24 protein-coding genes are annotated in these 25,004 nt (G+C 68.5%); 18 read left to right on the top strand and 6 right to left on the bottom strand.

The window, feature by feature from the left end:
* Window positions 1-32: 32 nt before the first annotated feature.
* The gene (locus BN976_RS27450) at window positions 33-602 is read left to right on the top strand and encodes a TetR/AcrR family transcriptional regulator (RefSeq protein WP_011782831.1); all 570 of its coding nucleotides are present in this window, start codon (window positions 33-35) and stop codon (window positions 600-602) included.
* A gap of 3 nt (window positions 603-605) precedes the next feature.
* Here BN976_RS27450 and BN976_RS27445 read toward each other — a convergent pair whose 3' ends face one another.
* Window positions 606-1,202, bottom strand: coding sequence for a TetR/AcrR family transcriptional regulator (locus BN976_RS27445; RefSeq protein ID WP_051558577.1), 597 nt, complete (start codon window positions 1,200-1,202; stop codon window positions 606-608).
* Between the two features lie 95 nt (window positions 1,203-1,297).
* Here BN976_RS27445 and BN976_RS27440 point away from each other — a divergent pair, with 95 nt between their 5' ends.
* Genes BN976_RS27440 through BN976_RS27425 form a run of 4 tightly spaced genes read left to right on the top strand, consistent with a single transcriptional unit; the run spans window position 1,298 to window position 4,171 of the window.
* On the top strand, window positions 1,298-2,650 hold the full coding sequence (locus BN976_RS27440; protein WP_036375813.1) for a cytochrome P450: 1,353 nt from the start codon (window positions 1,298-1,300) through the stop codon (window positions 2,648-2,650).
* A gap of 60 nt (window positions 2,651-2,710) precedes the next feature.
* Window positions 2,711-3,004 (top strand): type VII secretion target, encoded by a 294-nt coding sequence (locus tag BN976_RS27435; RefSeq protein WP_036375810.1) that lies wholly within the window; start codon window positions 2,711-2,713, stop codon window positions 3,002-3,004.
* Window positions 3,001-3,798: a hypothetical protein gene (locus tag BN976_RS27430; RefSeq protein ID WP_036375806.1), complete on the top strand. Its 798-nt coding sequence runs from the start codon at window positions 3,001-3,003 to the stop codon at window positions 3,796-3,798. Before BN976_RS27435 ends, BN976_RS27430 begins: the two co-directional genes overlap by 4 nt.
* Window positions 3,799-3,802: 4 nt before the next feature.
* Window positions 3,803-4,171 carry a hypothetical protein gene (locus tag BN976_RS27425; RefSeq protein WP_036375803.1) on the top strand — a complete coding sequence of 123 codons (369 nt, stop codon included), beginning with the start codon at window positions 3,803-3,805 and terminating at the stop codon, window positions 4,169-4,171.
* On the opposite strand, the gene msrA is transcribed toward BN976_RS27425, so the two are convergent.
* From msrA to BN976_RS27410, 3 genes are read right to left on the bottom strand one after another with little or no spacing between them, the layout of a single operon-like run.
* A complete protein-coding gene (gene msrA, locus BN976_RS27420) occupies window positions 4,152-4,661 on the bottom strand; it encodes a peptide-methionine (S)-S-oxide reductase MsrA (protein ID WP_036375800.1) in 510 nt (169 codons plus the stop codon). The genes BN976_RS27425 and msrA overlap by 20 nt on opposite strands.
* Window positions 4,658-5,122: a peptide-methionine (R)-S-oxide reductase MsrB gene (gene msrB, locus BN976_RS27415; protein WP_036375797.1), complete on the bottom strand. Its 465-nt coding sequence runs from the start codon at window positions 5,120-5,122 to the stop codon at window positions 4,658-4,660. The genes msrA and msrB overlap by 4 nt, the downstream gene beginning before the upstream one ends.
* Window positions 5,123-5,178: 56 nt before the next feature.
* On the bottom strand, window positions 5,179-7,761 hold the full coding sequence (locus BN976_RS27410) for an ATP-binding protein (protein WP_036375794.1): 2,583 nt from the start codon (window positions 7,759-7,761) through the stop codon (window positions 5,179-5,181).
* Between the two features lie 195 nt (window positions 7,762-7,956).
* Between BN976_RS27410 and BN976_RS27405 the strand changes: the two genes are divergently transcribed.
* The 7 genes from BN976_RS27405 to BN976_RS27375 all read left to right on the top strand — a co-directional run bounded on the left by BN976_RS27405 (window position 7,957) and on the right by BN976_RS27375 (window position 13,356).
* Window positions 7,957-8,241: a DUF4242 domain-containing protein gene (locus BN976_RS27405; RefSeq protein ID WP_036375791.1), complete on the top strand. Its 285-nt coding sequence runs from the start codon at window positions 7,957-7,959 to the stop codon at window positions 8,239-8,241.
* A gap of 352 nt (window positions 8,242-8,593) precedes the next feature.
* Window positions 8,594-9,883 carry a PGRS repeat-containing protein gene (locus tag BN976_RS34640; RefSeq protein WP_158498045.1) on the top strand — a complete coding sequence of 430 codons (1,290 nt, stop codon included), beginning with the start codon at window positions 8,594-8,596 and terminating at the stop codon, window positions 9,881-9,883.
* A 65-nt stretch (window positions 9,884-9,948) separates the two neighbouring features.
* Window positions 9,949-10,455 (top strand): hypothetical protein, encoded by a 507-nt coding sequence (locus tag BN976_RS27395; RefSeq protein WP_145977987.1) that lies wholly within the window; start codon window positions 9,949-9,951, stop codon window positions 10,453-10,455.
* Window positions 10,456-10,479: 24 nt separating this feature from the next.
* Window positions 10,480-10,896 (top strand): hypothetical protein, encoded by a 417-nt coding sequence (locus BN976_RS27390; protein ID WP_036375785.1) that lies wholly within the window; start codon window positions 10,480-10,482, stop codon window positions 10,894-10,896.
* 43 nt (window positions 10,897-10,939) lie between these two features.
* The gene (locus tag BN976_RS27385) at window positions 10,940-11,458 is read left to right on the top strand and encodes a nuclear transport factor 2 family protein (RefSeq protein WP_011782823.1); all 519 of its coding nucleotides are present in this window, start codon (window positions 10,940-10,942) and stop codon (window positions 11,456-11,458) included.
* The gene (locus tag BN976_RS27380; protein WP_011782822.1) at window positions 11,455-12,474 is read left to right on the top strand and encodes an NAD-dependent epimerase/dehydratase family protein; all 1,020 of its coding nucleotides are present in this window, start codon (window positions 11,455-11,457) and stop codon (window positions 12,472-12,474) included. Before BN976_RS27385 ends, BN976_RS27380 begins: the two co-directional genes overlap by 4 nt.
* 75 nt (window positions 12,475-12,549) lie before the next feature.
* Entirely contained in the window at window positions 12,550-13,356 is an 807-nt protein-coding gene (locus BN976_RS27375) for a class I SAM-dependent methyltransferase (protein ID WP_036375993.1), read from the top strand.
* 1 nt (window position 13,357) lies between these two features.
* Here BN976_RS27375 and BN976_RS27370 read toward each other — a convergent pair whose 3' ends face one another.
* Window positions 13,358-13,825, bottom strand: coding sequence for a DUF4262 domain-containing protein (locus tag BN976_RS27370; protein ID WP_036375782.1), 468 nt, complete (start codon window positions 13,823-13,825; stop codon window positions 13,358-13,360).
* Between the two features lie 55 nt (window positions 13,826-13,880).
* On the opposite strand from BN976_RS27370, the gene BN976_RS27365 reads away from it, so the two are divergent.
* The 4 genes from BN976_RS27365 (at window position 13,881) to BN976_RS27350 (ending at window position 17,201) form a co-directional block, all read left to right on the top strand.
* Window positions 13,881-15,263, top strand: coding sequence for an NAD(P)/FAD-dependent oxidoreductase (locus BN976_RS27365; RefSeq protein WP_036375779.1), 1,383 nt, complete (start codon window positions 13,881-13,883; stop codon window positions 15,261-15,263).
* A 15-nt stretch (window positions 15,264-15,278) separates the two neighbouring features.
* A complete protein-coding gene (locus BN976_RS27360) occupies window positions 15,279-15,653 on the top strand; it encodes a DUF427 domain-containing protein (RefSeq protein ID WP_011782819.1) in 375 nt (124 codons plus the stop codon).
* Between the two features lie 9 nt (window positions 15,654-15,662).
* Window positions 15,663-16,574: a DNA-3-methyladenine glycosylase family protein gene (locus BN976_RS27355; protein WP_036375776.1), complete on the top strand. Its 912-nt coding sequence runs from the start codon at window positions 15,663-15,665 to the stop codon at window positions 16,572-16,574.
* A gap of 78 nt (window positions 16,575-16,652) precedes the next feature.
* Window positions 16,653-17,201 carry a Dps family protein gene (locus tag BN976_RS27350; RefSeq protein ID WP_011782817.1) on the top strand — a complete coding sequence of 183 codons (549 nt, stop codon included), beginning with the start codon at window positions 16,653-16,655 and terminating at the stop codon, window positions 17,199-17,201.
* Window positions 17,202-17,284: 83 nt separating this feature from the next.
* On the opposite strand, the gene BN976_RS27345 is transcribed toward BN976_RS27350, so the two are convergent.
* On the bottom strand, window positions 17,285-18,088 hold the full coding sequence (locus BN976_RS27345; protein ID WP_011782816.1) for a PaaI family thioesterase: 804 nt from the start codon (window positions 18,086-18,088) through the stop codon (window positions 17,285-17,287).
* A 626-nt stretch (window positions 18,089-18,714) separates the two neighbouring features.
* Here BN976_RS27345 and gltB point away from each other — a divergent pair.
* Window positions 18,715-23,349, top strand: coding sequence for a glutamate synthase large subunit (gltB, locus tag BN976_RS27340; protein WP_036375773.1), 4,635 nt, complete (start codon window positions 18,715-18,717; stop codon window positions 23,347-23,349).
* Entirely contained in the window at window positions 23,342-24,808 is a 1,467-nt protein-coding gene (locus BN976_RS27335) for a glutamate synthase subunit beta (RefSeq protein WP_036375769.1), read from the top strand. Before gltB ends, BN976_RS27335 begins: the two co-directional genes overlap by 8 nt.
* The last annotated feature ends 196 nt before the right edge of the window (window positions 24,809-25,004 follow it).

The following is a 25,004-nucleotide window of genomic DNA, read 5'->3' as shown; positions in this document are numbered from 1 at the left end:
GTTCCCCGCTGGTTGTAGTAGCGTCCGGACATGTGTCCGATCCGGCTCTGGAGTCGACGCGGCGTCGTCTGACGGCCAGGCAGGCCGACACGGTGGACCGCTTGGGGCGCGCGGCTGTCGAGCTGCTCAGGCGGGACGGATTCGCCGCCCTGACCGTGCGCCGCGTCGCCGCGGAGGCCGGAGTCGGCGCCGCCACCGCCTACACCTACTTCTCGTCCAAGGAACATCTGGTTGCCGAGGTGTTCTGGCGGCGCCTGGCCGGCTCGCAGCGGGTCGACCACGGTTCCGGTGACCCGGCCTCACGGGTCGTCGAGGTGCTGGGCCACATTTCCCTGCTGGTGGCCGGCGAGCCCGAGTTCGCCGGTGCGGTGACGACGGCGCTGCTCGGCAAGGATCCCGACGTCGAAGTACTGCGGCTGCGTATCGGCCGCGACATTCGGGACCGTCTGTCCGACGCTCTCGGGCCGGACACCGATCCGGACGTCATCGACGCGCTGGAGATGCTCTATTCGGGCGCCTTGGTGCGCGCGGGAATGGGTTACACCTCGTATCCGGAGATTGCCGCGAAGCTGGAGAAAGCGGCCCGCCTGATGCTGGGTTGAGCGCTAACCGGCACTCACCAGCGCCGTGGCCGCCGCGACCGCAGGCGCGGCGATGCCGTGCACATCCCGCTCGTCCTCGACGAAAAGTGCTGTCAGTTCCCGCAACCCGCCGACCAGGATGAGCGCCACCGGCGCCGTGATCGGATCGAGCCCGGCGCGGCGAAAGCCCGGGTTGCCGGTCAGCGACACCAACAGGTCGGTCAGGTCACCCATCACCAGTCGGTGCAGCGGACGGGCGGCCGCGCCGAGCCCGGGCGCCTCCCTGATCCAGCACAACGTGATTGCGGGTCGCGCGCTGATGTGATCGATGTAGGCGCCGACGGCCTGGTCGATCTGCAGTCGCCAGTCGGCCTCGGGCTCCACCGCCGCCCCGATGCCGGCGATCAGGTCGGAGTGGTTGCGGCGCAGCATCTCGATCAGGCACTCCTCCTTGCTTGCGAACTGCTCGTAGAACGTGCGCTTGGAGGTGCGTGCGTAGCGGACGACATCGGCGACGGTGCTGTCCCGGTACCCGCGCTCGGTGATGGCCGACGCCAGTCCGTCGAGAAGGCGGTCGGCCACCGAGGGGTGGGGCCCGGCCGCCAGCGGTGTCGTCCTCACCTGCCAAACCACCCTTGCGCCTTGTGGTACCAAGCGGTACCGTACCTGAACACACGATGGTACACAGGAGTACCAGCCGATCGATCGGGAGTCCGATGAGCGAAGCAACGATAGCCGCGCACCGCTCCACCGCCGACGCTGAGTCCGCACCGCCGCGGCCGGTTCGGCTGCCACCCACCCCGCGGATACCGAAACTCCTCCAAGGCCTCGGCTTCTCGTTCTCCCGCCAGTGGACCGTCGCCCAGATCGTGCGCCGGTACGGCGATGTCTTCTCGATGACGCTGCCGGTGTTCGGACCGACCGTCATGGTCGCCGATCCGGCTCTGGCCAAACAGCTGTTCATGGCCAACACCGACGACGTGGGCAACATCCAGCCCAACCTCTCCCGTGTCCTGGGCTCGGGTTCGGTGTTCGCGCTCGACGGCGGCGACCACCGCAAGCGCCGCAAGCTGCTCACGCCCCCGTTCCACGGCAAGAGCATCAAGAACTACGAGACGATCTTCGAGGAGGAGACGCTCCGCGAAGCCGCGAATTGGCCTGAGGGACAGCCGTTCGAGACCCTCGAGCCGATGATGCGCATCACGCTCAACGCGATCCTGCGCGCGGTGTTCGGCGCCGACGGCGCGCACCTGGACGAGTTGCGCCGCATCATTCCGCCGTGGGTCACCCTCGGCTCGCGGCTGGCCGTACTGCCCACACCGCACCGCACATACGGCCGATTCAGCCCGTGGGGACGGTTGGCGGCCTACCGACGTCAGTACGACGACGTGATCGGCCGCCTCATCGACGCCGTGCAGGCCGACCCGGACTTCGACACCCGCGACGACATCCTGGCGCTGCTGCTGCGCAGCACCTACGAGGACGGCTCCACGATGTCGCGCCAGGACATCGGCGACGAACTGCTGACGCTGCTGGCCGCGGGGCATGAAACGACGGCGGCGACCCTGGGATGGGCGTTCGAGCGCATCAGCCGGCACCCCGAGGTGCTGGCCAAGCTGGTCGCCGAGGCCGAGACGGACGGCAACGAATACCGGCAGGCAACCATCCTGGAGATCCAGCGGTCCCGCACCGTCATCGACTTCGCCGGCAGGCACGTGTACGCGCCGACCTTCGAGCTCGGGGAATGGGTTATCCCGCAGGGATATTCGATCGTCGTCGCGATCGGTCAGGTACACAAGCGCGCGCAGGACTTCGACGACCCTGACCGCTTCGATCCGCAACGCTACATCGGCCAGCGGCCGCCCACATTCGCGCACATCCCGTTCGGGGGTGGAACCCGGCGCTGTGTCGGCGCCGCATTCGCCAACGTCGAGATGGACATCGTGCTACGAACAGTGCTGCGCCACTTCGTGATCGAGACGACCACCGCGCCGGGGGAGAAGATGCACTCGCGAGGCGTCGCCTACACCCCCAAGGGCGGCGGCCGCGTCGTCATGCGTCGCCGCTGATCTTGGCAGGTGCGCAGATTGGTGCGCCGAAGGGTCCCGTCGGCGTTTTAGGCTGGCCAGATGACGACGTTGCGCGTGGACCCGGCGGGTCTGTCGGCCTTCGCATCGTCGTGTTCCTTCGCGGCGGCCGTGTTGCGCGCGTCACTGGTGGACGCGGACCCGGGACCGGCGTGTCAGGCGAGCGGGTCGGTCGTCGCCGCGGCCGACGACAGGATCGCAGCCGCCGCCTCCGCGTTGGCGGCACGCGCGGAGGAGATGTCACAGGCGTTGGCTACGGCCGCGGCGGACTATCGCAACCGTGATCAGGCATCGGCGGTGCCCATCACGAAGGCCATGGGGTCGACGGACCGATGAGCGTGGCGCACGGCCTTCCGACCCTGTCGCAGATCGAGAGCTGGGAGACAGCTCACCTCGACGGGGCCGCCCGTAGGTGGACCGCCACCGCCGAGCGATGGGAATCCAGCTTCGGGCTCATCGCGGACGGCGTTCGAAGTCCCAACGGCACGCACTGGGAAGGTGACGCCCAACGCGCCGCCCAGGCACGAGCCGACAAGGACCGCGAGGGTGTGCGGATACTGGTCGATCGGTTACGCACGGCGGCACGGACCGCCGTCGACGGCGGATCCGCCATCGAGGCGGCCAAACACGAGGCGTTGACGGTAATCGCGGCGACGGACGCGATGGGTTTCGACATCGCTGAAGACCTGACCGTCTCGAGCCGCATGGGCGCCGCGCTGCGGCGCACCGACGCGGTACTGCTCGGAATCAGCGTGCGGACCGGGGCGGCTCAGCTGGCGGCGGTAGATCACGCGGTCGCCGCTGAATTAGACAGCGTCACAGCGGGCTTCGACGCGTTGAACTTCGGCGAGGGACCGGTCATCGCGCCGATCGCCACCGGCGGCGACGGGCAGTCGTTCGGCCAGTGCTTCTCGGACAATTTCAAGGACGACATCGGGGAGAACATGGTGCAGGGTGTCTTCGTGGGCGGCGCCCTCGGTGCGTTGCGCGGAGCCGTGCTGGGTGTCCTGGGTGGACCACTCGGGGTGCTGGGGGGTTCGGTCGCCGGCTTTGTCGGAGGAGCAGCCGGCGGCGCGATGATCTCGGGGCCCGCGCGAACCGCGGTCACGTCGGCGTGGGATTGCCTGTAGCCGCATGACCGTCACCCGCCGAATCCTGTTGGGATGGTTCGTCAGTGTCGTGGCCACCGCGGTGTGTTACGCGGTGTTCTTCAACGGTGAGTTCTCCGATGGTGGCGCTGTACCTCCGTGGATCATCGCGGCGGCGGCAGGGCCGGCGGCGCTGACATTGGGGTCTGTCCTGCGCTTTGCCCGCGCCGGCGCGCACTCACGGTTCGGCGATCCCGACGGCATGTACGTCCTGATGACCGCGACTGCGATCGTCAGCGAGGGGCTGACGATCGCAGCCGAAATTGCCCTCGGGGCGCCCGCGCTGTGGTTGAGCATCCCGATCGCCACCGTGGTCTACAGCGTGGGAGCTGCGATCACACTTCGGCGCGCTTAGGCAGCTTCCAGCCGGGCCGCGGGAAGTGGCAGGTGTAGCCGCTGGGGTAGCGCTCCAGATAGTCCTGGTGCTCGGGTTCGGCCTCCCAGAACTCCGGCGCCGGGCTGACTTCCGTGACCACCTTGCCGGGCCACAGGCCTGACGCGTCCACGTCGGCGATGGTGTCCAGCGCGATCCGGCGCTGCTCGTCGTCGACGTAGAAGATCTCCGACCGGTAGCTGGTGCCGACGTCGTTGCCCTGGCGGTTCTTCGTCGTGGGGTCGTGAATCTGGAAGAAGAACTCCAGCAGCGCCCGGTAGTCGGTCTGCGCCGGGTCGTAGACGATCTCGATCGCCTCGGCGTGGCCTGGATGGTTGCGGTAGGTCGGGTGGTCGTTCTGCCCGCCGGTGTAGCCCACCCGCGTGGACACGACGCCGGGCTGCTTGCGGATCAGATCCTGCATACCCCAGAAGCATCCACCCGCCAGTACGGCTCGCTTGTAGTCGCTCACGCCTGCTCCTTGTCGGTCGCTTCGAATAATCCACGGTACTGCGCGTATCCCTGTGCCTCGAGGTCGTCGAGGTGGATGAAACGCAGCGCCGCGGAGTTGATGCAGTAGCGCAGTCCGCCGCGGTCCCGCGGCCCGTCGTTGAAGACGTGCCCCAGGTGGCTGTCGCCGTGCGCGGAGCGCACCTCCGTGCGGATCATCAGATGGGAGAAGTCCCGCTTCTCGAGCACGTTCTCCTTCTCGATCGGCCGGGTGAAACTCGGCCATCCCGACCCGCTGTCGAACTTGTCCACCGACGCGAACAGCGGCTCGCCGGAGACCACGTCGACGTAGAGGCCGGGCTCGTGGTTGTCCCAGTACTCGCCGGTGAAGGGCCGCTCGGTGCCGTTGCGCTGAGTGACGTGGTACTGCTCGGGCGACAGCGCGTCCACTGCCGCGGGATTCTTGTTGTATCGCTGTGTCATGGCGCTCGTATAACCTCCTGCGCTGCGGTTTTAATCCGTTGCCATGGCTGCCGATCTCACGGCAGGAGGCCCAGTTCGCGCCCTTTGCGCACGGCGTCACGCCGGCCCGTGGCGCCCAGCTTGCCGAGAATTGCGGCGACGTGGTGGTCGACGGTACGCACCGAGAGGTAGAGGTGTCCGGCCAGTTCAGCGTTGGTCATGCCGTCACCGATGAGCTGCAACACCTCGATCTGTCTGGCTGTCAGGCCCGCGGGATTGGCGAGGGTGGACGCGCGGCGTCGGGCGGGCACGGCGGTCGCTCCGCCCGATCGCAACGCGCGGCGCACCTTGGCCGCGACTGCAGCAGCGCCGAGGTTGTCGAGCCCGTCGAGGCCGCGGCGGATCAGAACGGGGTCGCCGGAATCGACAAAGGCGAGCGCAGCCTCGTAGGGCATCGACAGCCGGTGAAACTCCTCGGCCGCCGCCGCGTAGTCGCCGTCGAGCAACAGCCGATGGGGCCCCACCGCCCGGTCCGTGCCCACGCTGCCGTCCAGCCGGTGCAGCCAGACCGCGAGATCACCGATCGCCATGTCGATACCCCCGACGGGGCAGCTGTCGATGAGTGCGCGGCACTCGTCGAGACGGTCGTCATGCCGACCTGTCAGCCACACCCGCTCGGCGATCGCCGCCGCGGGAAACAAAAGGTAGTGTTCGCCGAATCGACGAAAGACGTCCCACGCCTCGTCGATGCCGTCCTCGGCCGTACCCTCGCGTCGGAGCGAGATGAGTGTCCGAACGACGAGCGGCCAGGTGCTGACCAACCGTCCGCCCGGACTGGCGAGCACCGTTCCTGCATCGGTGGCGGCGTCGTCCCAATCGCCGACGAGCAGAGCGAGTCGGGCGCGCATCGCCAGCAGCCAGGACCGGGTGAACGGCACATCGCGTTCGACGCTCACCGGAACGCTGATGTCCAGCAGCTCTGCCGTATTCGCGTGGCGTCGCTGTTCGATGTCGATGAACGCCAGGATGGAGCAGCCGTACGCATAGAGATCGTCCGCGTGCAGATCGCTCGCAGACCCGATGCTCGACAGAATGCCGTCGTGCGCGCCGTCCTCTCCCGCGAGCCCGCCGCGGTAGCCCTCGATGATCCTCAGTCGGACGTCGAGTACGGGATCGCCGCCGTCGCACCGTCGGGCCTTGGTCAGCAGCGTCTCGGCACGTGCGAGGTCGGCCGCCGAGAGTGCGAAGTACGCCTGGGTCGCGAGTGCGTTCCCGAGTGTGACGAGTTGCTGCCGGTCTCGTTGGTCCACCTGGCCGTCGAGGGCGCTCACTGCTTGTGCGGCATGGTGTTCTGCCGCGGGAAGGTCGGCGTTGTAGGACTCGTACAGGGCCAGTGCGTGGTGGTTCTCGGCAATCGCGACGGGCTCACGGAGTTGCTCGCGAAGGCGCAGCGCCCGGCGCCGAGCCGCGATTGCCGAGTCCAGTCGGTCGGTCAGGTAGTACTCGTTGGCGAGGCGTTCGCACAGCTCCGCCTCGGTGGGCTGCGGCAACGCACCGCCTCGGGTGAGGGCGATCTGGTAGAACTCCGTAGCCTCGATATGGGCGCCCGCCCGTGCCGCGGCGGGTCCCGCCTCGGATGCGGCACGCACGATTCTCGCGCGGTCCCCCGCGCCCAACGCATGATGGGTGATAACGGATGGATCCTGTTGTGGCGCTTGGTCATATGCGGCGATCATCCGACGGTGCACCGCAACTTCGGCGCCCGGCGGAATCACACTCGCCACCGCGAGTCGGCACAGGTCGTGACGGAATGTGACGCCCCGGCCGGTCTGCCGGATGAGCTTCGCGTCGGCCAGGGTGCGCAGTGCCGACACGGACACACCGAGATCGGCGAGGAGATAGTCCGGAATCGACCCCGGCGCACACGCCAGCAGATACAGCACATCCCACTCGTCAACCCCGAGATCCACAGTGCGCGACAGGATCGCGTCCCGGACCGTGGTGGGCAGGTCACTGCCGGCGTGGTCGAGCATCTCGACGACGAAGAAGGCGTTGCCGCCCGTGATGCGGTGCAGCCCAACGGGATCGATGGGACGAGCGCCGACGAGCTTGGTAACCGCCCCGAGGCTCAGAGGCGGTAGCTCCAGCGACGTCGCCGAGGTCGAGCGGGCGACGTCACCGAGCAGTGCCCGCATCGGGTGACTGATACCGATGTCGTCGTCGCGGACCGTGCCGATCACGAGGGAATGCGTGTGCCGAATTCGGCGAAGTACGAATCGGAGCAGATCGACGACGGCCTGGTCTGCCCAGTGCAGGTCGTCGATGACAAGGACTGACGGTACTTTCCTGAGTTCCTCGAAGACCGCGGCGAAGGTCTCGTGCGGGTGATCGCTTCCGAGCAACGATCGCTGGGTTGTCTCGCCGAAGTGACCGGCCAAGTCGTGGATGGGACCCAACGGACGGGGCGTGGACAGCGGGTCGCACATCCCCCACAACACCCTGGACCCGTCGGCCCGGCACTCCAGAAAGGTCTCGACGAACGACGTCTTGCCGACGCCGGATTCGCCGGAGACGATCACCATCCCGCCACGGCCCGCCCGCGCGTCCGCAGAACGCGCCGCGAGCACTCCAAGCTCTTGCTCGCGCTCTGCGAACACCACGAACGAATAATACCGAGGGCACCGCATCTCACCAGCGGAAACGCCACTCCAGGTAGGAATCCCCACGCATAGGCAGCGACCCGGGCAGCGTGAACATGGGCATCGGGTGCCGATGTCTGCGGCAGGCAGATCGTCGAGCGTGGACCCGGTCCATCAAGCCGGGCGGGCCGTGACACCCGATAGGAGCCGAATGCCGTGAAGCGATTCATCATCGAGCGGGAGATGCCCGGCGCCGGCCAACTGACCGACGCTGAACTGAAAGAGATCTCGAACAGGTCCAACACTGCGGCAGCCTCACTCGGCGTGCCGTACCGATGGGTGAACAGCTACGTCGCCGCCGACAAGATCTACTGCGTCCACGAGGCCGACGACGAAGGTGTGATCCGCGAACACTCTCGGCGTGGCGGACTGCCGGCGAACGCGGTGTGCCTGATCACCAACGAGATCCGGCCGCAAACACCACCCGATGCGCAGGAGTGACAACCGGATGAACACCATGATGACAATGGCCCTGACCGCAGGTGTGCTCACCGCGTTCGGAACCGCCCCCTCGAGCGAAACCCATTCTGTCCCAGAGCATAAGCCGCTCTCTGCGAGCACGACGGCGACATCCGTGCCCGCTCGGCAGAGCCCCCGGACTGCGGCGACCGGCGCACCTCGGACGGTGGCTGTCGGTGCGGACACCAGTCCGGGTCGGGTGCTGCACCCAGTCGACCCGCACCCCATCTTCGACGGACTTGCGCTCGGGCCGGTCCAAGCAGGAAGCCGCCCGCACCGTCCCGAGCGCACACGATCGGTTGCCGCCGACGGGGGCGGCGAACCGACCGGCCCCGTGTCGGTTCGGCGGAACCACACGGACACACGGACCGAGGTCGGTCCGTCGAGTTCCGGGCTGTTCACCCCTACCGGGGCGTTCCTCGGCCTGATCGGACCCGGCGGCCTGCTGATCGGCAACGGTGTGGATGCCACGTCCAACTGTGTCGGGGCTGCCTGCCGCGGAGGCAACGGCGGGATCCTGTTCGGCAACGGAGGTGCCGGGGCCAACGGCGGGGCCGGAGGCAACGCGGGACTGTTCGGCGACGGCGGCCGGGGAGGCATGGGGCTGCGCGGGCAAGTGGGCGGAACCGGCGGCAACGCAGGGCTGTTCGGCACCGGAGGCGCCGGTGGAACCGGCGGCACGGACTACAACAACACCGGTGTGGGCGGCGCCGCCGGCGGAGCGGGCGGCAAGGGTGGACGCGGTGGTCTCCTGCTCGGCAACGGTGGCACGGGCGGCGCGGGGGGCGCGGGCATCGCGACAGGAACCTCCTACGGCGGAGTGGGTGGAACCGGCGGCAGCGCAGGGATTTTCGGCAAGGCAGGCGGCGGCGGTACCGGCGGCGGCGGCAACTCCAGCGGCGGCGTCGCCTACGGCGGCCGCGGCGGCGCCGGCGGCGATGCCTCTCCGGCCGGCCGGGCAGGCGACGGCGGCGCAGGTGGCGGCGCAGGCAGTGACTACGGCGCCTACGCCGGCGACGGCGGTGACGGCGGTGATGGCCGCGGGGTGGGCGGGGCCGGGATGGGCGGCAACGGCGGAAACGCCGTGGGCCAGAAGACCGCCGTGGGCGGCAACGGTGGAGACGGCGGGGACGTCGATGTCATCGGGGTCGGCGGCCGGGGCGGGAATGGCGGAATAGGCACCTCCAACAGCGGCCTCGGCGCCGGCGGCTACGGCGGCGACGGCGGAACAGGTGGCGGCCTGGCCGGCCGCGGCGGCTCAGGTGGGGCCGGGGGTTCCGGCCAGAGCACGTCGAGCACGGCCAACGGCGGTGGTGGCGGTGACGGCGGTGCGGGCGGTGCCGGCTCCTCTGGCGGGAGCGGCGGAAATGGCGGCGGCGCGGTGTCCAACTCCAACGACGGCATAGGTGGAGACGGTGGCGACGGCGGGGTGGGCGGTCGCGGAGGCAACGGCGGCACAGGTGGCGACGGTGGGGCCGGGGGCTCCACCACAGGCAACGGCTATGGCGGAGGCGGCGGTGACGGCGGCAACGCCGGTCCGGGCGGCCGAGGGGGCCGCGGCGGGGCGGGCGGCGACGGGAAGACCGTCGACGGCAGCAACGGCCGCGATGGCGCCGACGGTTAGTGCGAAGCGAGACAACGGGGCCGGCCGTTCCGGCGGCCCCGGATCACCAGAAAGGAATGAACACCATGAAGAACATCGGATCAAAAGCCGGAGCCACGACCGCGGTCATGGTTGCCCTCGGGCTGGCCGCCGGCGTCGGTCCGGCGCAGGCGGCGCCACAGCAGAGCCCTGGGGTGCACCTGTCGAGTGTGGTCGTCGACCCGGCCAACCCGGCGAACTACGTCCTCAAGATCCAGGGGACGTTCCCGATGAGTGAGGGCGACGCGCACGACAGGGTCAACCATCTCGGACCCGGTGGGGGGATGGACTACATCGTCTACGCCGATGACCCCGGTGAGAACGACCCCATGATCGGGTCGCCACACGGATACATCGGCATGCCGGGCCCGCCCGGCGGCTGGATGACGGCCTCGCCGTTCGGTATCAGGTTCCTCCGCGAGATCAGCGTGCCGCGATCGCAACTCGACGAGGACGACGGCACCGACGAGGTCTACGTCAGGGTGCGGTTCGTCCAGGGCAACGGCGCCGGAGACCTGCGCGCGAACACGGGCCCGTACTCGTGGGACTTCTGACCGGACCGGGACTAGAAAGGACGGATGCGCTCAGTTGCGGGCATCGTCCTGGCGATGCTGATGATGCTCGGGACCGGGGGCGGTCCGGCCGCCGCCCAGCCGCCGGCGCCGGTGCCGGTTCCGGAAACCCCCACGGGCACCCCGGCCGCGATGTTCGTCGACAACCCGGCCATCGTCGACGCGTACCCGACGCGACCGCAGGCATGGAGCCGCGTCATCGACGAGCGGACGGTCCGGCTGCACTTCACGACCGGAACGCCGGAGTGCTACGGCGTGTCCGCGACCGTGCAGGAGTCGTCCGACGCGGTGCTCGTCGACCTGCGGACCGGGACGCTGCCCTCGGCGCTGGACCGGGCCTGCATCGCGATCGCGCTGTTCGGCGGGCTCGATGTGCCGCTGCAGCAGCCCCTCGGCGCGCGCCGTGTGCTCAGCGTGACCTGACCGGCCTCGACAACGGCAGGTAGAACGTGTTCTATTTCCAGGTGTGACGGGCAACACTTTCACGCGGGACGAGCTCGCCGAGGCGTTCGCGGGGTTCGAGAAGACGGTCGACCGTGCAGCACAGACCCGGGACTGGGATCCCTGGGTTGACCAGTACACCGACGACATCCTCTACATCGAGCACGCCGCAGGCACGATGCGCGGCCGCGACGAGGTCCGGCCATGGATCTGGAAGACCATGGAGTCCTTCCCCGGCAGCTACATGACGTCGTTCCCGTCGCTGTGGAGCGTCATCGACGAAGCGACCGCACGCATCATCTGCGAACTCGACAACCCGATGCGCGACCCCGGTGACGGCACCATCATCAGCGCGACCAACATCTCGATCCTCACCTATGCCGGTGACGGGAAGTGGAAACGCCAGGAGGACATCTACAACCCGCTGCGGTTCGTGTCGGCGACGGTCAAGTGGTGCAGGAAGGCCGAAGAACTCGGGACGCTGCCCGACGAGGCGGCGCAGTGGATGGCGAAATTCTCTCCCGGCGGTCGGGGCGCCCTATGACGGCTCTGGTCATCGGCGCCAACGGTTACCTCGGCAGCCACGTCACCCGCCGGCTCGTCGCCGACGGCCAGGACGTGCGCGTGATGGTGCGCGAGGGCGCCAACACGATCGGCATCGACGACCTGACCGTCACGCGCTTTGTCGGAGACATCTGGGACGACGACGTGCTGCGCGAGGCGATGACCGGATGCGACGTCGTGTACTACTGCGTCGTCGACACCCGCGGCTGGCTGCGCGACCCGGCGCCGCTGTTCCGCACCAACGTCGAAGGCACCCGCAACGTCCTGAATATCGCCGTCGAACCGGCCGTGGCCGCGGGGCTGCGCAAGTTCGTCTTCACCAGCAGCTACGTCACCGTCGGGCGCAGGCGCGGGCGGGTGGCCACCGAGGCCGACGTGATCGCGGATCGCGGGCTGACCCCGTACGTCCGGTCGCGGGTACAGGCCGAGAATCTGGTCCTGGAGTACGCCCGGACCCGCGGGCTGCCCGCAGTGGCGATGTGTGTGTCGACCACCTACGGCGCCGGGGACTGGGGGCGCACCCCGCACGGGGCGATCATCGCCGGCGCGGCGTTCGGCAAGCTGCCGTTCGTGCTGGGCGGCATCGAACTGGAGGCCGTCGGGGTCGAGGACGCGGCACACGCACTGCTGCTGGCCGCGGAGAAGGGCCGGGTCGGCGAGCGTTATCTGATCTCGGAGAAGATGATCTCCAACGCCGACGTCGTGCGGATCGCCGCCGAAGCCGCCGGGGTGCCCGCACCGTCGAGGACGATGCCGCTGCCGCTGTCCTACGCGATGGCCGCGCTGGGCAGCCTCAAGGGCCGGCTCAAGGGCACCGACGAACGACTCTCGCTGGACTCGCTGCGTCTGATGCGGGCCGAGGCGCCGGTGGACTGCGGCAAGGCCAAGCGTGAATTGGGTTGGCAGCCAAGACCTGTCGAGGAGTCCATCCGCGAGGCCGCGAAGTTCTGGGTGGGTCTGCGTGCCGCGAAGCGGGCAGGCAAGGCAGCGGGCTGAACGGCACGCCGTGGCGCGTTCAGTCACTTCCCGGACGGCCGCGGCGGGACTAGCGTCGAGTTCGTGAGCGATCGACTGCGCGTCGACCTGCACGGTTCTCCGCAGACCATGTTGGCGACCCTGTACGCCAAGGCGCTCGATGCCGGCGCCCCCGACTCGGTGCTCAACGACACCTGGGCCAGAGACATCGTCGACCGGATCGACTACGACTGGTCGTCGACCACCATCACCACGCGCAACGCGCCATCGGTGACGCTGCGCTCGGCCCACTTCGATTTCTGGACGGAGCAGTTCCTCGCAGCGCACCCCCGAGCTGTGGTCGTACACCTGGGCTGCGGCCTCGACAGCCGGTTCCTTCGGGTGCAGCCCGGAGACGGCGTCGACTGGTACGACGTCGACTATCCGCAGGTGGCCGCGCTTCGGGAGCGGTTCTACCCGGTGCGACCCGGCAACCATGTGGTCGCGGCGTCGGTCACCGACCCGGCATGGCTCGCCGACATCCCCGACGACCGTCCGGCCCTCGTGATCGGGGAAGGCCTGACCATGTACCTCCGCGAGGCCGACGGCGTCGCATTGCTGCGCCGTGTCGTCGACCGCTTTCCCTCGGGCGAACTGCAATTCGACGCGTTCAATTGGCTCGGCATCAAGGCGCAGTGGAGTAACGCGGTGGTGCGTCGGTCGGGCTCCACGCTGTACTGGGCGATCAACGGGCCGGAGGACATCCTGGATTCCGTCCCGGGAACCCGTCTGCTGCAATGGGTTCCGGTCTTCGAGTCCGACGTGTTCGATCGGCTGCCCGGCGTCTACCGGTTGTTGGGCGCGGTGATGAACCGCATCCCGGCGGCGCGGACCATGTCCCAGTTCCATCGGTACGCCTTCTGAGTCAGGAGGTCTGAGCCCGCTTTCCGAACACCGGCTGGCATCCATGGCCGTCGCAGAACCTGTCCGACCACGGCCAGTGACCGTGCCTGTCGGCCCACACCACCTGCAGGGCACGGATCGGACCTTCTGCGTGATTGACCGCCCAGCACAGATGGACATCGGGGTGATCCACGTCGACGAACTCGATGAGCGGGCCTTCTTCCACCGCCAGCCGAGCGCCTGCTACCACGCGGAGACCCCGCAGGGCTCTGCGCGCGACCGAGCGCAGAAGCCATGTCGACGCCGACGGCGGCACACCTGTCACCAACAACTCGGGCAGATTCCAGTCATTCAGCCCGACCGTGTAGGCGAACGGGTGGCTTTCGTCCTCGACATACTGGACCGCCCAGCCGTGCTTGCGCGCCTTGTCCCGCAGGACCGCGAGATAGTCCTGTGGGGTTGCAGTCGGGTGTTCGCACAACCAACACATGACGCCAGCCTGCACCTCGGCACCGACATTCCCGCTGGGCTGCGACAATCTCCCGGTGCCTACCCGAGCGCCGGTGAACGGCTACGTGTCCCACTGGTTCGATGAGCTGCCCTTCAGCCGCGGACCCCTGCCGGGCAGCCGGGATGCCGACGTGTGCATCGTCGGCGCCGGATACACCGGGCTGTGGACGGCCTACTACCTCAAGCGGGCGGACCCGTCGCTGCGCATCGTCGTGCTGGAGGCACGGTTCGCCGGATTCGGCGCGTCCGGCCGCAACGGCGGCTGGCTGTCGGGCCTGGTGCCGGGCGACCGTGAGCGAATGGCGCGGCGGTACGGCCGTGACGGTGTGGTGGCCTGGCAGCGCGCCCTCAACGACGCGGTCGACGAGGTGATCGCCGTCGCCGGGCGCGAGGGCATCGACGCCGGCATCGTCAAAGGCGGAACGCTGGAGGTCGCCCGCAACGCCGCCCAGGCGTCCCGGCTGGCGGCGGCCGTCGAGGCCGAACGCCGATGGCAGGTCGACGGCATCGAGCCGCTGACCGCCGACGAGGCGACACGACGCATCCGGCTCGACGGTGTGGTCGCCGGCTATCACAATCCGCACTGCGCCCGGATCCAGCCGGCCCAGCTGGTCCGCGGGCTCGCCGACACCGTGGAGCGCCTCGGCGTCGCCGTCTACGAGCGTTCACCGGTGATCGAGATCGGCGCGGGCCGCGCGGTGACCCCGTGGGGCGCCGTGACCGCCCCCGTCGTGCTGCGCGCCACCGAGGGGTTCACCGCGGCACTCCCCGGGCTCAAGCGCCGCTGGCTGCCGATGAACAGCTCGATGATCGCGACCGATCCCGTGCCCGAACAGGTTTGGGACACCATCGGCTGGCAGGGCAGGGAAACTCTGGGGGACACGGCGCACGGCTTCTTCTACGCCCAGCGCACCGTCGACGACCGGATCGCCATCGGCGGACGCAGTGTGCCCTATCGGTTCGCATCGCGCATCGACCGGGACGGGCGGGTGCCCGAACGCACCATCGCCCACCTGACCGCGACGCTGCACTCGATCCTGCCGCAGGTGGCCGATGTCCCGATCGCGCACGGCTGGTGCGGCGTGCTGGCGGTGCCGCGGGACTGGGAGGCGACCGTCGACTTCGACAGGGAGACCGGGCTCGGGTGGGCGGGCGGCTATGTCGGTCACGGGGTGACCGCGACCAACCTGGCCGCGCGCACGCTGACCGACCTGGTGCTCGGCCGCCAGTCGCCGCTGACACGTCTGCCCTGGGTCGGGCACCGCTCGAAGAGCTGGGAGCCCGAACCGTTGCGCTGGCTGGGGGTGCGGGGGATGTATCTCGCGTACAAGGCCGCCGACTGGCACGAGGCCCGCGGCGCCAGAAGGACGTCGCCGATCGCCGTCGTCGCCGACAAGATCGCCGGCCGCCCGCACTAGGCGTTCAATGGTGGCATGACCGATCGACCTGTCCTGGAGCCCTCCCCGGCCCATCCGATCACCGTCGTGCCGACCGGCAGGCACGTCGTCGTCCGGGTGAACGGCGAGACCATCGCCGAGACCGACTCTGCTCTGACCCTGCAGGAATCCAGTTACCCTGCCGTGCAATATATTCCGATGGCAGACGTGGTCACCGAACGGCTCCGCCCGAGCGACACCGCGACGTACTGCCCGTACAAGGGCCAGGCCGGCTACTTCGACGTCGTCGCCGGTGGGCAGACCGTCGCCGACGCGATCTGGACCTACCGCGAGCCCCACCCCGCCGTCGCACAGATCGCCGGCCACGTCGCGTTCTACGCGGACAAGGCCGATGTCACCGTGCACCCCTAGGCTGAGGCGATGCGGATCTCGGCCAGCGTGGAGTTCGCCGGCCCGGTGAATCCCGGCTGGACGCTCTCCCCGCTGCGCCGCGGCCGCGGCGACCCGTGCTACCACGACGCCTCCGACGGGGCGATCTGGCGGACCAGCCTGATGCGCAGCGGGCCCGTCACGGCCCGGCTGAGCCGCAGTGCGCCCGCCACTGTCGACTGCGAAGCATGGGGGCCGGGCGCCGCCGAGTTCACCGACACCCTGCCGGGGCTGCTGGGCGCCGACGACGACGCCGCAGGGTTCGATCCGCAGGAGCCGACGGTCGCCGCCGCCCTCCGCAAGGCACCCCATCTGCGGCTGGGCCGCACCGGGCGTGTCCTGGAGGCCATCATCCCCGCAGTCCTGGAACAACGGGTGGTGGGCAAGGACGCGTTCAGGGCGTGGCGGCTGCTGGTGACCCGCTACGGTGCCCCCGCCCCCGGTCCCGCGCCGGCCCACATGCGGGTCCCGCCGACCGCCGAGGCCTGGCGTCGCATCCCGTCGTGGGAGTTCCACCGCGCCAACGTCGACCCACGGCGCGCGCGCACCGTCGTCGGCTGCGCACAACGAGCCGACGCGCTGGAGCGGCTCGTCGACCGGCCCGGCGAGGCGGCGCGGACCGCGATGATGTCGCTGCCCGGTGTCGGGATCTGGACCGCCGCGGAGACCGCACAGCGCGCCCTGGGGGATGCGGACGCGCTGTCGGTGGGCGACTACCACCTTTCCGGCGTGGTCGGGTGGACCCTGCTCGGGCATCCGATCGACGATCCGCAGATGGTCGAGCTGCTCGAACCGCTGCGACCGCACCGCCACCGGGCGGTGCGGCTGCTCGAAGTCAGCGGACTGGCGTTCAAACCGCGCTTCGGGCCGCGGCTGCCGATCCCGCATCTCGCCGATCTGTGACCTCCACGTCACAGGTGATTACCTGCCCACACACCCGGGTACACGGGGCGGGAAGTCAATCGTGCGAAGGAGCAAGTAATGACTGCGTTCACCGTTCCCGGCCTGACCGACAAGCAGGGAGCCGAAGTCGCCGAGCTGCTGCAGAAGGCGCTCAGTAGGTACAACGACCTGCACCTCACCCTCAAGCACGTGCATTGGAATGTGGTGGGGCCCAACTTCATCGGCGTCCACGAGATGATCGACCCGCAGGTGGAGCTGGTCCGCGGATACGCCGACGAGGTGGCTGAGCGGATCGCCGCCCTGGGGACTTCGCCGCTGGGCACCCCGGGCGCGATCATCAACGACCGCACCTGGGACGACTACTCGGTCGCCCGCGACACCGTCCAGGCTCACCTGGCGGCGCTGGACCTCGTGTACACCGGCGTCATCGAGGACACCCGCAAGAGCATCGAGCGTCTCGAGGAGCTCGACCTGGTCTCGCAGGACATGCTGATCGGGCACGCCGGGGAACTCGAGAAGTTCCAGTGGTTCGTCCGGGCGCACCTGGAGAACTCCGGTGGCGAGCTCGTCAACAAGGGTGCCGCCACCGAGAAGGCCGCAGCCTCGAAAGCCAAGAAGAACTCCTAGCGTCCCGACTGCCGCCGGGGAGCGTGCCGTCCCGCACCGGGTGGACGGCCGTTCCCCGGCGGCGCTCTGCGGAGGGCCGCGGGTCAGCGGTAAGCGGTCAGCCGCGCGATGATCGCGGTCCTGCCGTCGCGGCCCACAGCCTGCGCCTCGGCCACGCCGCTGCTGCGCCCGGTGTGGATCGCCGTGGCGCGGTAATGCCCCTCGCCGCCGCCGTGGAACGGCCGCAGGAAGTTCACCCGCAGCGACGCGGTCTGATAGTGCTGCGCCGCGTTGTCTCGATTGATTGCGGCGCTGCCGACCAACTCCAGCCCCATCGACGACACCCCACCGTGCACCGCGCCCACGCTGTTGTTCAGCACCGGGTCGTCATGCTGCACCAAAAGCGCTGCGTTGCCACCTGTCTCGCCGATCTCGACGGCCATCAGCTCGTCCAGCCGGGTGCCGGGAAGGGATCCGGAAGGCTTGTCCGGCCACGCCGTCAGTGTGGTGGGCACCGTGATGTAGAAGGACCTGACGGTCGCGGTGGCGATCACCTCTGCGCCGACGCTGAGCTCACAGACTCCGAGCGCGGCGGCGCGTTTGCGGCCCAGCGGCCGGGAGACGGCGACGACGTCGCGGTCCGGCGTGGACGCGATGATCTCGGCGGCTCCGGGCGCCACCTCCACGGCGAGCTCGCTGGACACCGTCCACTCCTGCGCCGCCCGGCGGGCGTGGTTGATCAGGCCACCGGCATGGTCGACCAGCATCGCCAGGGGCGCCAGGGTCGGGGCGCCGGTCAGCGGATTGACCAGGCCGCTGGCCGGGATGGAGGCCACGCAACGGTCCCGGGTCTCCTCCGACGTCTCGATTCCGAAACGGCCGAGCGGTGTGTTCAGTGGGTAGGGCACACCTGCAGCTTGACGCCGGGACCACGTTACGGATACCCCCGCGGGGTATCCGTAACGCGACAGTTACGTCCCGGCCGCCCCTGGGCGGTCGCAAAGATGTTCTCGCCCAGTGCTTTACGGAGGGGTTGCCTGGCCCGGCGGCGGAGCGGCGCATCGGCTCGGAGTTTGCCGGGGCCGGCATGCCGCCGATCCGGCCGCGGGTTGGTTTTCTAAGAATCCAGAAAGGCTTTGTGCAAAGGGTGGTGGGCCCGTCGATGCAGCGCAAAGACTGGCCTGCCGACTTTCAGCAAACTTTGCATCCGCGGCAGGAGGGAGTGTGACCCAGCACTCACCGGCCCCGCTGGAGCGCGAACGGTTTGAAAGAGTCACCGCGGCAACGTTATTCATCTGTGATGTGCGCTGGGGGTTTTTAAGGGAGCGCTCGGCGGGCGAACTAAGTTAGGTTGGGCTAAGTTGGCATGTCAGGGGCCTTTTGTCATATCGTTTTGTCCACTTATGGCGCATGGAAAAGGGCCGTCGTTCGGTGCTGCACGAAGGACCTTCCATCGCCGAACCGGTTAACACGCTCGTCCACGGTTGCCGTCCGTAACTCTCGTCGAGACGTGTGCACTTAGAGGTAGGTGGGAATGGCTCCCAGTCGTCAAGCGTCTAATCGCTCTCCGCGTGCGCAGGGGCTTTACAACCCCGCGTTCGAGCACGACGCGTGCGGCGTGGCGATGGTGGCCGACATGCACGGCCGGCGCAGCCGCGACATCGTCGACAAGGCCATCACGGCCCTGCTGAACCTCGAGCACCGCGGAGCGCAGGGCGCCGAACCCAACACCGGCGACGGTGCCGGCATCCTGCTGCAGGTACCCGATGAGTTCTTCCGCGCCGTCTGCGAGAAGGAAGGATTCGACCTTCCCGAGGCGGGCAGCTACGCCACCGGCATGGCCTTCCTGCCGCAGTCGTCCAAAGACGCCGCAATCGCCTGCGCGGCGGTCGAGAAGATCGCCGAGGCCGAAGGCCTGCAGGTACTCGGCTGGCGGGACGTGCCCACCGACGATTCCTCGCTCGGCGCTCTCGCGCGCGACGCGATGCCGACCTTCCGTCAGATCTTCCTGGCCGGCGCCTCGGGCATGGAGCTGGAACGGCGCGCGTACGTGGTGCGCAAGCGTGCCGAACACGAGCTCGGCACCAAGGGACCCGGCCAGGACGGCCCGGGTCGCGAAACCGTCTACTTCCCAAGCCTTTCCGGGCAGACGTTCGTCTACAAAGGCATGCTGACCACGCCCCAGCTCAAGGCGTTCTACCTTGACCTGCAGGACGAGCGGATGACCAGTGCGCTCGGCATCGTGCACTCGCGGTTCTCGACCAACACCTTCCCGTCCTGGCCGCTGGCCCACCCCTTCCGACGGGTCGCGCACAACGGTGAGATCAACACCGTCACCGGCAACGAGAACTGGATGCGGGCCCGCGAGGCACTGATCAAGACCGACATCTTCGGCGGTCAGGACCTGGAGAAGGTCACTCCGATCTGCACCCCCGGTGCGTCGGACACCGCGCGGTTCGACGAGGTGCTCGAGCTGCTGCATCTGGGCGGCCGCAGCCTGCCGCACGCCGTGCTGATGATGATCCCGGAGGCCTGGGAGCGGCACGAGTCGATGGACCCGGCCCGGCGGGCCTTCTACCAGTACCACGCCTCGTTGATGGAGCCCTGGGACGGCCCGGCGGCGGTGTGCTTCACCGACGGCACCGTCGTCGGCGCGGTGCTCGACCGCAACGGTCTGCGCCCGTCCCGGATCTGGGTGACCAGCGACGGCCTCGTGGTGATGGCGTCCGAAGCAGGCGTGCTCGACCTCGACCCCGGCACCGTCGTGCAGAAGATGCGTCTGCAGCCGGGCCGCATGTTCCTCGTCGACACCGCGCAGGGCCGGATCGTCTCCGATGAGGAGATCAAGGCCGAGCTGGCCGCCGGGCAGCCCTACCAGGAGTGGCTCGACGCCGGGCTCTTCCACCTCGACGAGCTGCCGCAGGGCGACTACGTGCGCATGCCCCACCACCGCGTGGTGCTGCGCCAGCAGATCTTCGGCTACACCTACGAGGAGCTCAACCTGCTGGTGGCGCCGATGGCGCGAAGCGGTGCCGAAGCGCTGGGCTCGATGGGCACCGACACCCCGATCGCGGTGCTCTCGGCGCGGCCGCGGATGCTCTTCGACTACTTCCAGCAGCTGTTCGCCCAGGTCACCAACCCGCCCCTGGACGCCATCCGCGAAGAGGTGGTCACCAGCCTGCAGGGCACCGTCGGTCCGGAAGGCGACCTGCTCAATCCCGACGCGGAGTCCTGCCGCCAGATCGTGCTGCCCAACCCGATCCTGCGCAACGCCGAGCTGTCGAAGCTGATCTGCGTCGATCCCGACCACGAGATCCGCGGCCACAAGCACGGCATGCGCGCCGCGGTCATCCGCTGCCTCTACCCGGTCAACCGCGGAGGCCGTGGCCTCAAGGAGGCCCTCGACAACGTGCGGGCCAAGGTCTCGGCGGCGATCCGCGACGGCGCACGCATCATCGTGCTGTCCGACCGCGAGTCCAATGAGCAGATGGCGCCGATCCCGTCGTTGCTGTCGGTTTCTGCCGTGCACCATCACCTGGTCCGGGACCGTACGCGCACCAAGGTCGGCCTCGTGGTCGAGGCCGGCGACGCCCGCGAGGTGCACCACATGGCCGCCCTGTGCGGCTTCGGCGCCGCCGCGATCAACCCCTATATGGCGTTCGAGTCGATCGAGGACATGGTCGACCGGGGTGTCATCTCCGGAATCAGCAGCGACCAGGCCAAGGCCAACTACGTGAAGGCCGCCGGCAAGGGCGTGCTGAAGGTGATGTCGAAGATGGGCATCTCCACGCTGGCGTCCTACACCGGCGCGCAGCTCTTCCAGGCCATCGGGATCAGCCAGGCCGTGCTCGACGAGTACTTCGCCGGGCTGTCCTGTCCGGTCGGAGGCATCGACCTCGACGACATCGCCGACGACGTCGCCACCCGGCACGCGCTGGCCTACCTGGACCGGCCGGACGAGTGGGCGCACCGTGAGCTCGAGGTCGGCGGCGAGTACCAGTGGCGCCGTGAGGGCGAGTACCACCTGTTCAACCCCGACACCGTCTTCAAGCTGCAGCACTCGACCCGCACCGGCCAGTACTCGGTCTTCAAGGAGTACACCAGCCTGGTCGACGACCAGAGTGAGCGGATGGCGTCGCTGCGCGGCCTGCTCAAGTTCCGTGAGGGCGTCCGCCCGCCGGTGCCCCTGGAGGAGGTCGAGCCGGCCAGTGAGATCGTCAAGAGGTTCTCGACAGGCGCGATGAGCTACGGCTCGATCTCCGCCGAAGCCCACGAGACCCTCGCGATCGCGATGAACCGCCTTGGCGGACGGTCGAATTCCGGTGAGGGCGGCGAATCCGTCACCCGCTTCGACCCCGACGAGAACGGCGACTGGCGGCGCAGCGCCATCAAACAGGTGGCGTCGGGCCGGTTCGGCGTCACCAGCCACTACCTCGCCAACTGCACCGACATCCAGATCAAGATGGCCCAGGGGGCGAAACCCGGTGAGGGCGGACAGCTTCCGGGCCACAAGGTGTACCCGTGGGTGGCCGAGGTGCGTCACTCCACACCGGGCGTCGGACTGATCTCCCCGCCCCCGCACCACGACATCTATTCCATCGAGGATCTCGCGCAGCTCATCCACGACCTGAAGAACGCCAACCCGCAGGCGCGTATCCACGTGAAGCTGGTGTCCGAGAACGGGGTGGGGACGGTTGCGGCCGGCGTGTCCAAAGCGCACGCCGACGTCGTGCTGATCTCCGGCCACGACGGCGGCACCGGGGCCACCCCGCTGACATCGATGAAGCACGCAGGTGCGCCGTGGGAACTCGGCCTGGCCGAAACCCAGCAGACGTTGCTGCTCAACGGTCTTCGCGACCGCATCGTCGTGCAGGTCGACGGCCAGCTCAAGACCGGCCGCGACGTGGTGGTCGCCGCGCTGCTCGGCGCCGAGGAATTCGGTTTCGCCACAGCGCCTCTGGTGGTGACCGGCTGCATCATGATGCGGGTCTGTCACCTCGACACCTGTCCCGTCGGTGTCGCCACCCAGAACCCGCTGCTGCGCCAGCGCTTCAACGGCAAGCCGGAGTTCGTGGAGAACTTCTTCATGTTCATCGCCGAAGAGGTGCGGGAACTCATGGCACAGCTCGGCTTCCGCACCGTCAACGAGATGGTCGGACAGGTCGGGGCGCTGGACACCACCCAGGCCGCCGAGCATTGGAAGGCCCACAAGCTGGACCTGGCACCCGTGCTGCACGAGCCGGAGTCGGCGTTCATGAACCAGGACCTGTACTGCAGCTCGCGTCAGGACCACGGTTTGGACAAGGCGCTCGACCAGCAGCTGATCGCGCAGTGCCGGGAAGCCCTGGACCGTGGCACGCCGGTGCGATTCTCGACCACCATCGCCAACGTCAACCGCACCGTCGGCACCATGCTCGGCCACGAGGTCACCAAGGCCTATGGCGGGCAGGGGCTTCCGGACGGCACCATCGACATCACCTTCGAGGGATCGGCCGGCAACAGCTTCGGCGCCTTCGTGCCCAAGGGTATCACGCTGCGGGTCTACGGTGACGCCAACGACTACGTCGGAAAGGGGCTGTCCGGCGGCCGGGTCGTGGTCCGGCCCTCCGATGGCGCGCCCGAAGGCTATGCGGCTGAAGGCAACATCATCGCCGGCAACGTGGTGCTGTTCGGCGCCACCAGCGGGCAGATGTTCCTGCGCGGCCAGGTGGGAGAGCGCTTCGCCGTCCGCAACTCGGGTGCGCACGCGGTCGTCGAAGGTGTCGGCGACCACGGCTGCGAGTACATGACCGGTGGACGTGTGGTGATCCTGGGCCCCACCGGACGCAACTTCGCGGCGGGCATGTCGGGCGGAATCGCCTATGTGTACGACCCGGACAACACGCTGGCCGACAATCTCAACGCCGAGATGGTCGAACTCGAGGGCATGGGCGGTATCGACTCCGACGACGCCGTATTCGTCCACGGCATCGTCCAGGAACACGTTGACGCCACCGATTCAGCGGTGGGGCAACGGATTCTGGCTGATTGGAACACTGAATTGGGCCATTTCAAGAAGGTGATGCCGCGCGACTTCAAGCGCGTGCTGCAGGCAATCGCCGAAGCGCAACAGAGCGGTGCCGACGAGAACGGCGTCGCCGAGGCGATCATGGCGGCCGCAAATGGCTGACCCGCGCGGCTTCCTCAAGCACACCCACCGCGAGACGCCGAAGCGGCGCCCGGTCGACCTGCGGTTGAAAGACTGGAAAGAGGTCTACGAAGACTTCTCCCACGACACTCTCCAGGTCCAGGCCAGCCGTTGCATGGACTGCGGTATTCCGTTCTGCCACAACGGTTGCCCGCTGGGCAACCTGATTCCCGAGTGGAACGATCTGGTGCGTACCGGGCGCTGGCACGACGCCATCGAGCGGCTGCACGCCACGAACAACTTCCCCGAATTCACCGGCCGGCTGTGCCCGGCGCCGTGCGAGGGATCGTGCGTGTTGGGCATCAATCAGGACCCGGTGACCATCAAGCAGGTCGAGGTCGAGATCATCGACAACGCGTTCGCCGAGGGCTGGGTCGTGCCGTTGCCGCCCACCAAGCTGACCGGTAAGACCGTCGCCGTCGTCGGATCCGGACCTGCAGGCCTGGCCGCAGCTCAGCAGCTGACGCGGGCCGGCCACAAGGTGACGGTGTTCGAGCGTGACGACCGCATCGGCGGCCTGCTGCGCTACGGCATCCCGGAATTCAAGATGGAGAAGCGCCACATCGACCGGCGCTTGGAGCAGATGCGCGCCGAGGGCACCGAGTTCCGTGCCGGCGTCAACGTCGGGGTGGATATCACTGCCGCACAGCTGCGTTCGGAGTTTGACGCGGTGGTGCTCGCCGGCGGCGCGACCGCGCGTCGCGACCTGCCGATCCCCGGCCGCGAGCTCGACGGTATCCACCAGGCGATGGAGTATCTGCCGTGGGCCAACCGGGTTCAGCTCGGTGACCCCGTGGTCGACGCCGACGGTCAGCCGCCGATCACCGCGAAGGGCAAGAAGGTCATCATCATCGGCGGTGGCGACACCGGAGCCGACTGCCTGGGCACCTCGCACCGGCAGGGCGCGGCGAGTGTGCACCAGTTCGAGATCATGCCCCGCCCGCCGGAGACGCGTGCCGACTCGACGCCGTGGCCCACCTATCCGTTGATGTACCGGGTCACCTCGGCACACGAAGAAGGCGGCGAGCGGGTTTACTCGGTCAACACGGAGCAGTTCGTGGGTGAGAACGGCCGTGTGACAGGGCTGCGTGGCCATGAGGTCGTGATGAAGGCCGGCAAGTTCGAGAAGGTCGACGGCACCGATTTCGAAATGGACGCCGACCTGGTGTTGCTGGCGATGGGCTTCACCGGCCCGGAGCGGGAAGGCCTGCTGACCGATCTGGGTGTCGAGTTCAACGAGCGCGGCAATGTCGCACGCGATTCGGCGTTCGCAACCTCGGTGCCGGGCGTGTTCGTGGCCGGTGACATGGGGCGTGGCCAGTCGCTGATCGTGTGGGCCATTGCCGAGGGTCGCGCGGCGGCCGCTGCGGCCGATCGGTATCTGGTGGGCCACACGGCCTTGCCCGCGCCGATCAAGCCGACCGCCGCACCGCAGCGGTAGCAGGCACCACCCTCTGCGCCGAGAGTGCGCCTGCGGTTGTGACTGCATCGATTTCGCAACCGTGAGAGCACGCTCGGTGAACGGCCCGGTTGCAGTGCGGTCTCACCGAGTCACATCAGTCACTTCAGTCACGCCAGAAACATCGGATCATTGTTCGGCGTGGCTCCGGCAGTTTGCCGGCGGGCAGGTATCTAAT

This window comes from Mycolicibacterium austroafricanum (assembly GCF_000612725.1).
GTDB lineage: Bacteria > Actinomycetota > Actinomycetes > Mycobacteriales > Mycobacteriaceae > Mycobacterium > Mycobacterium austroafricanum.
This window is presented reverse-complemented; position numbering and strand designations above follow the sequence as displayed.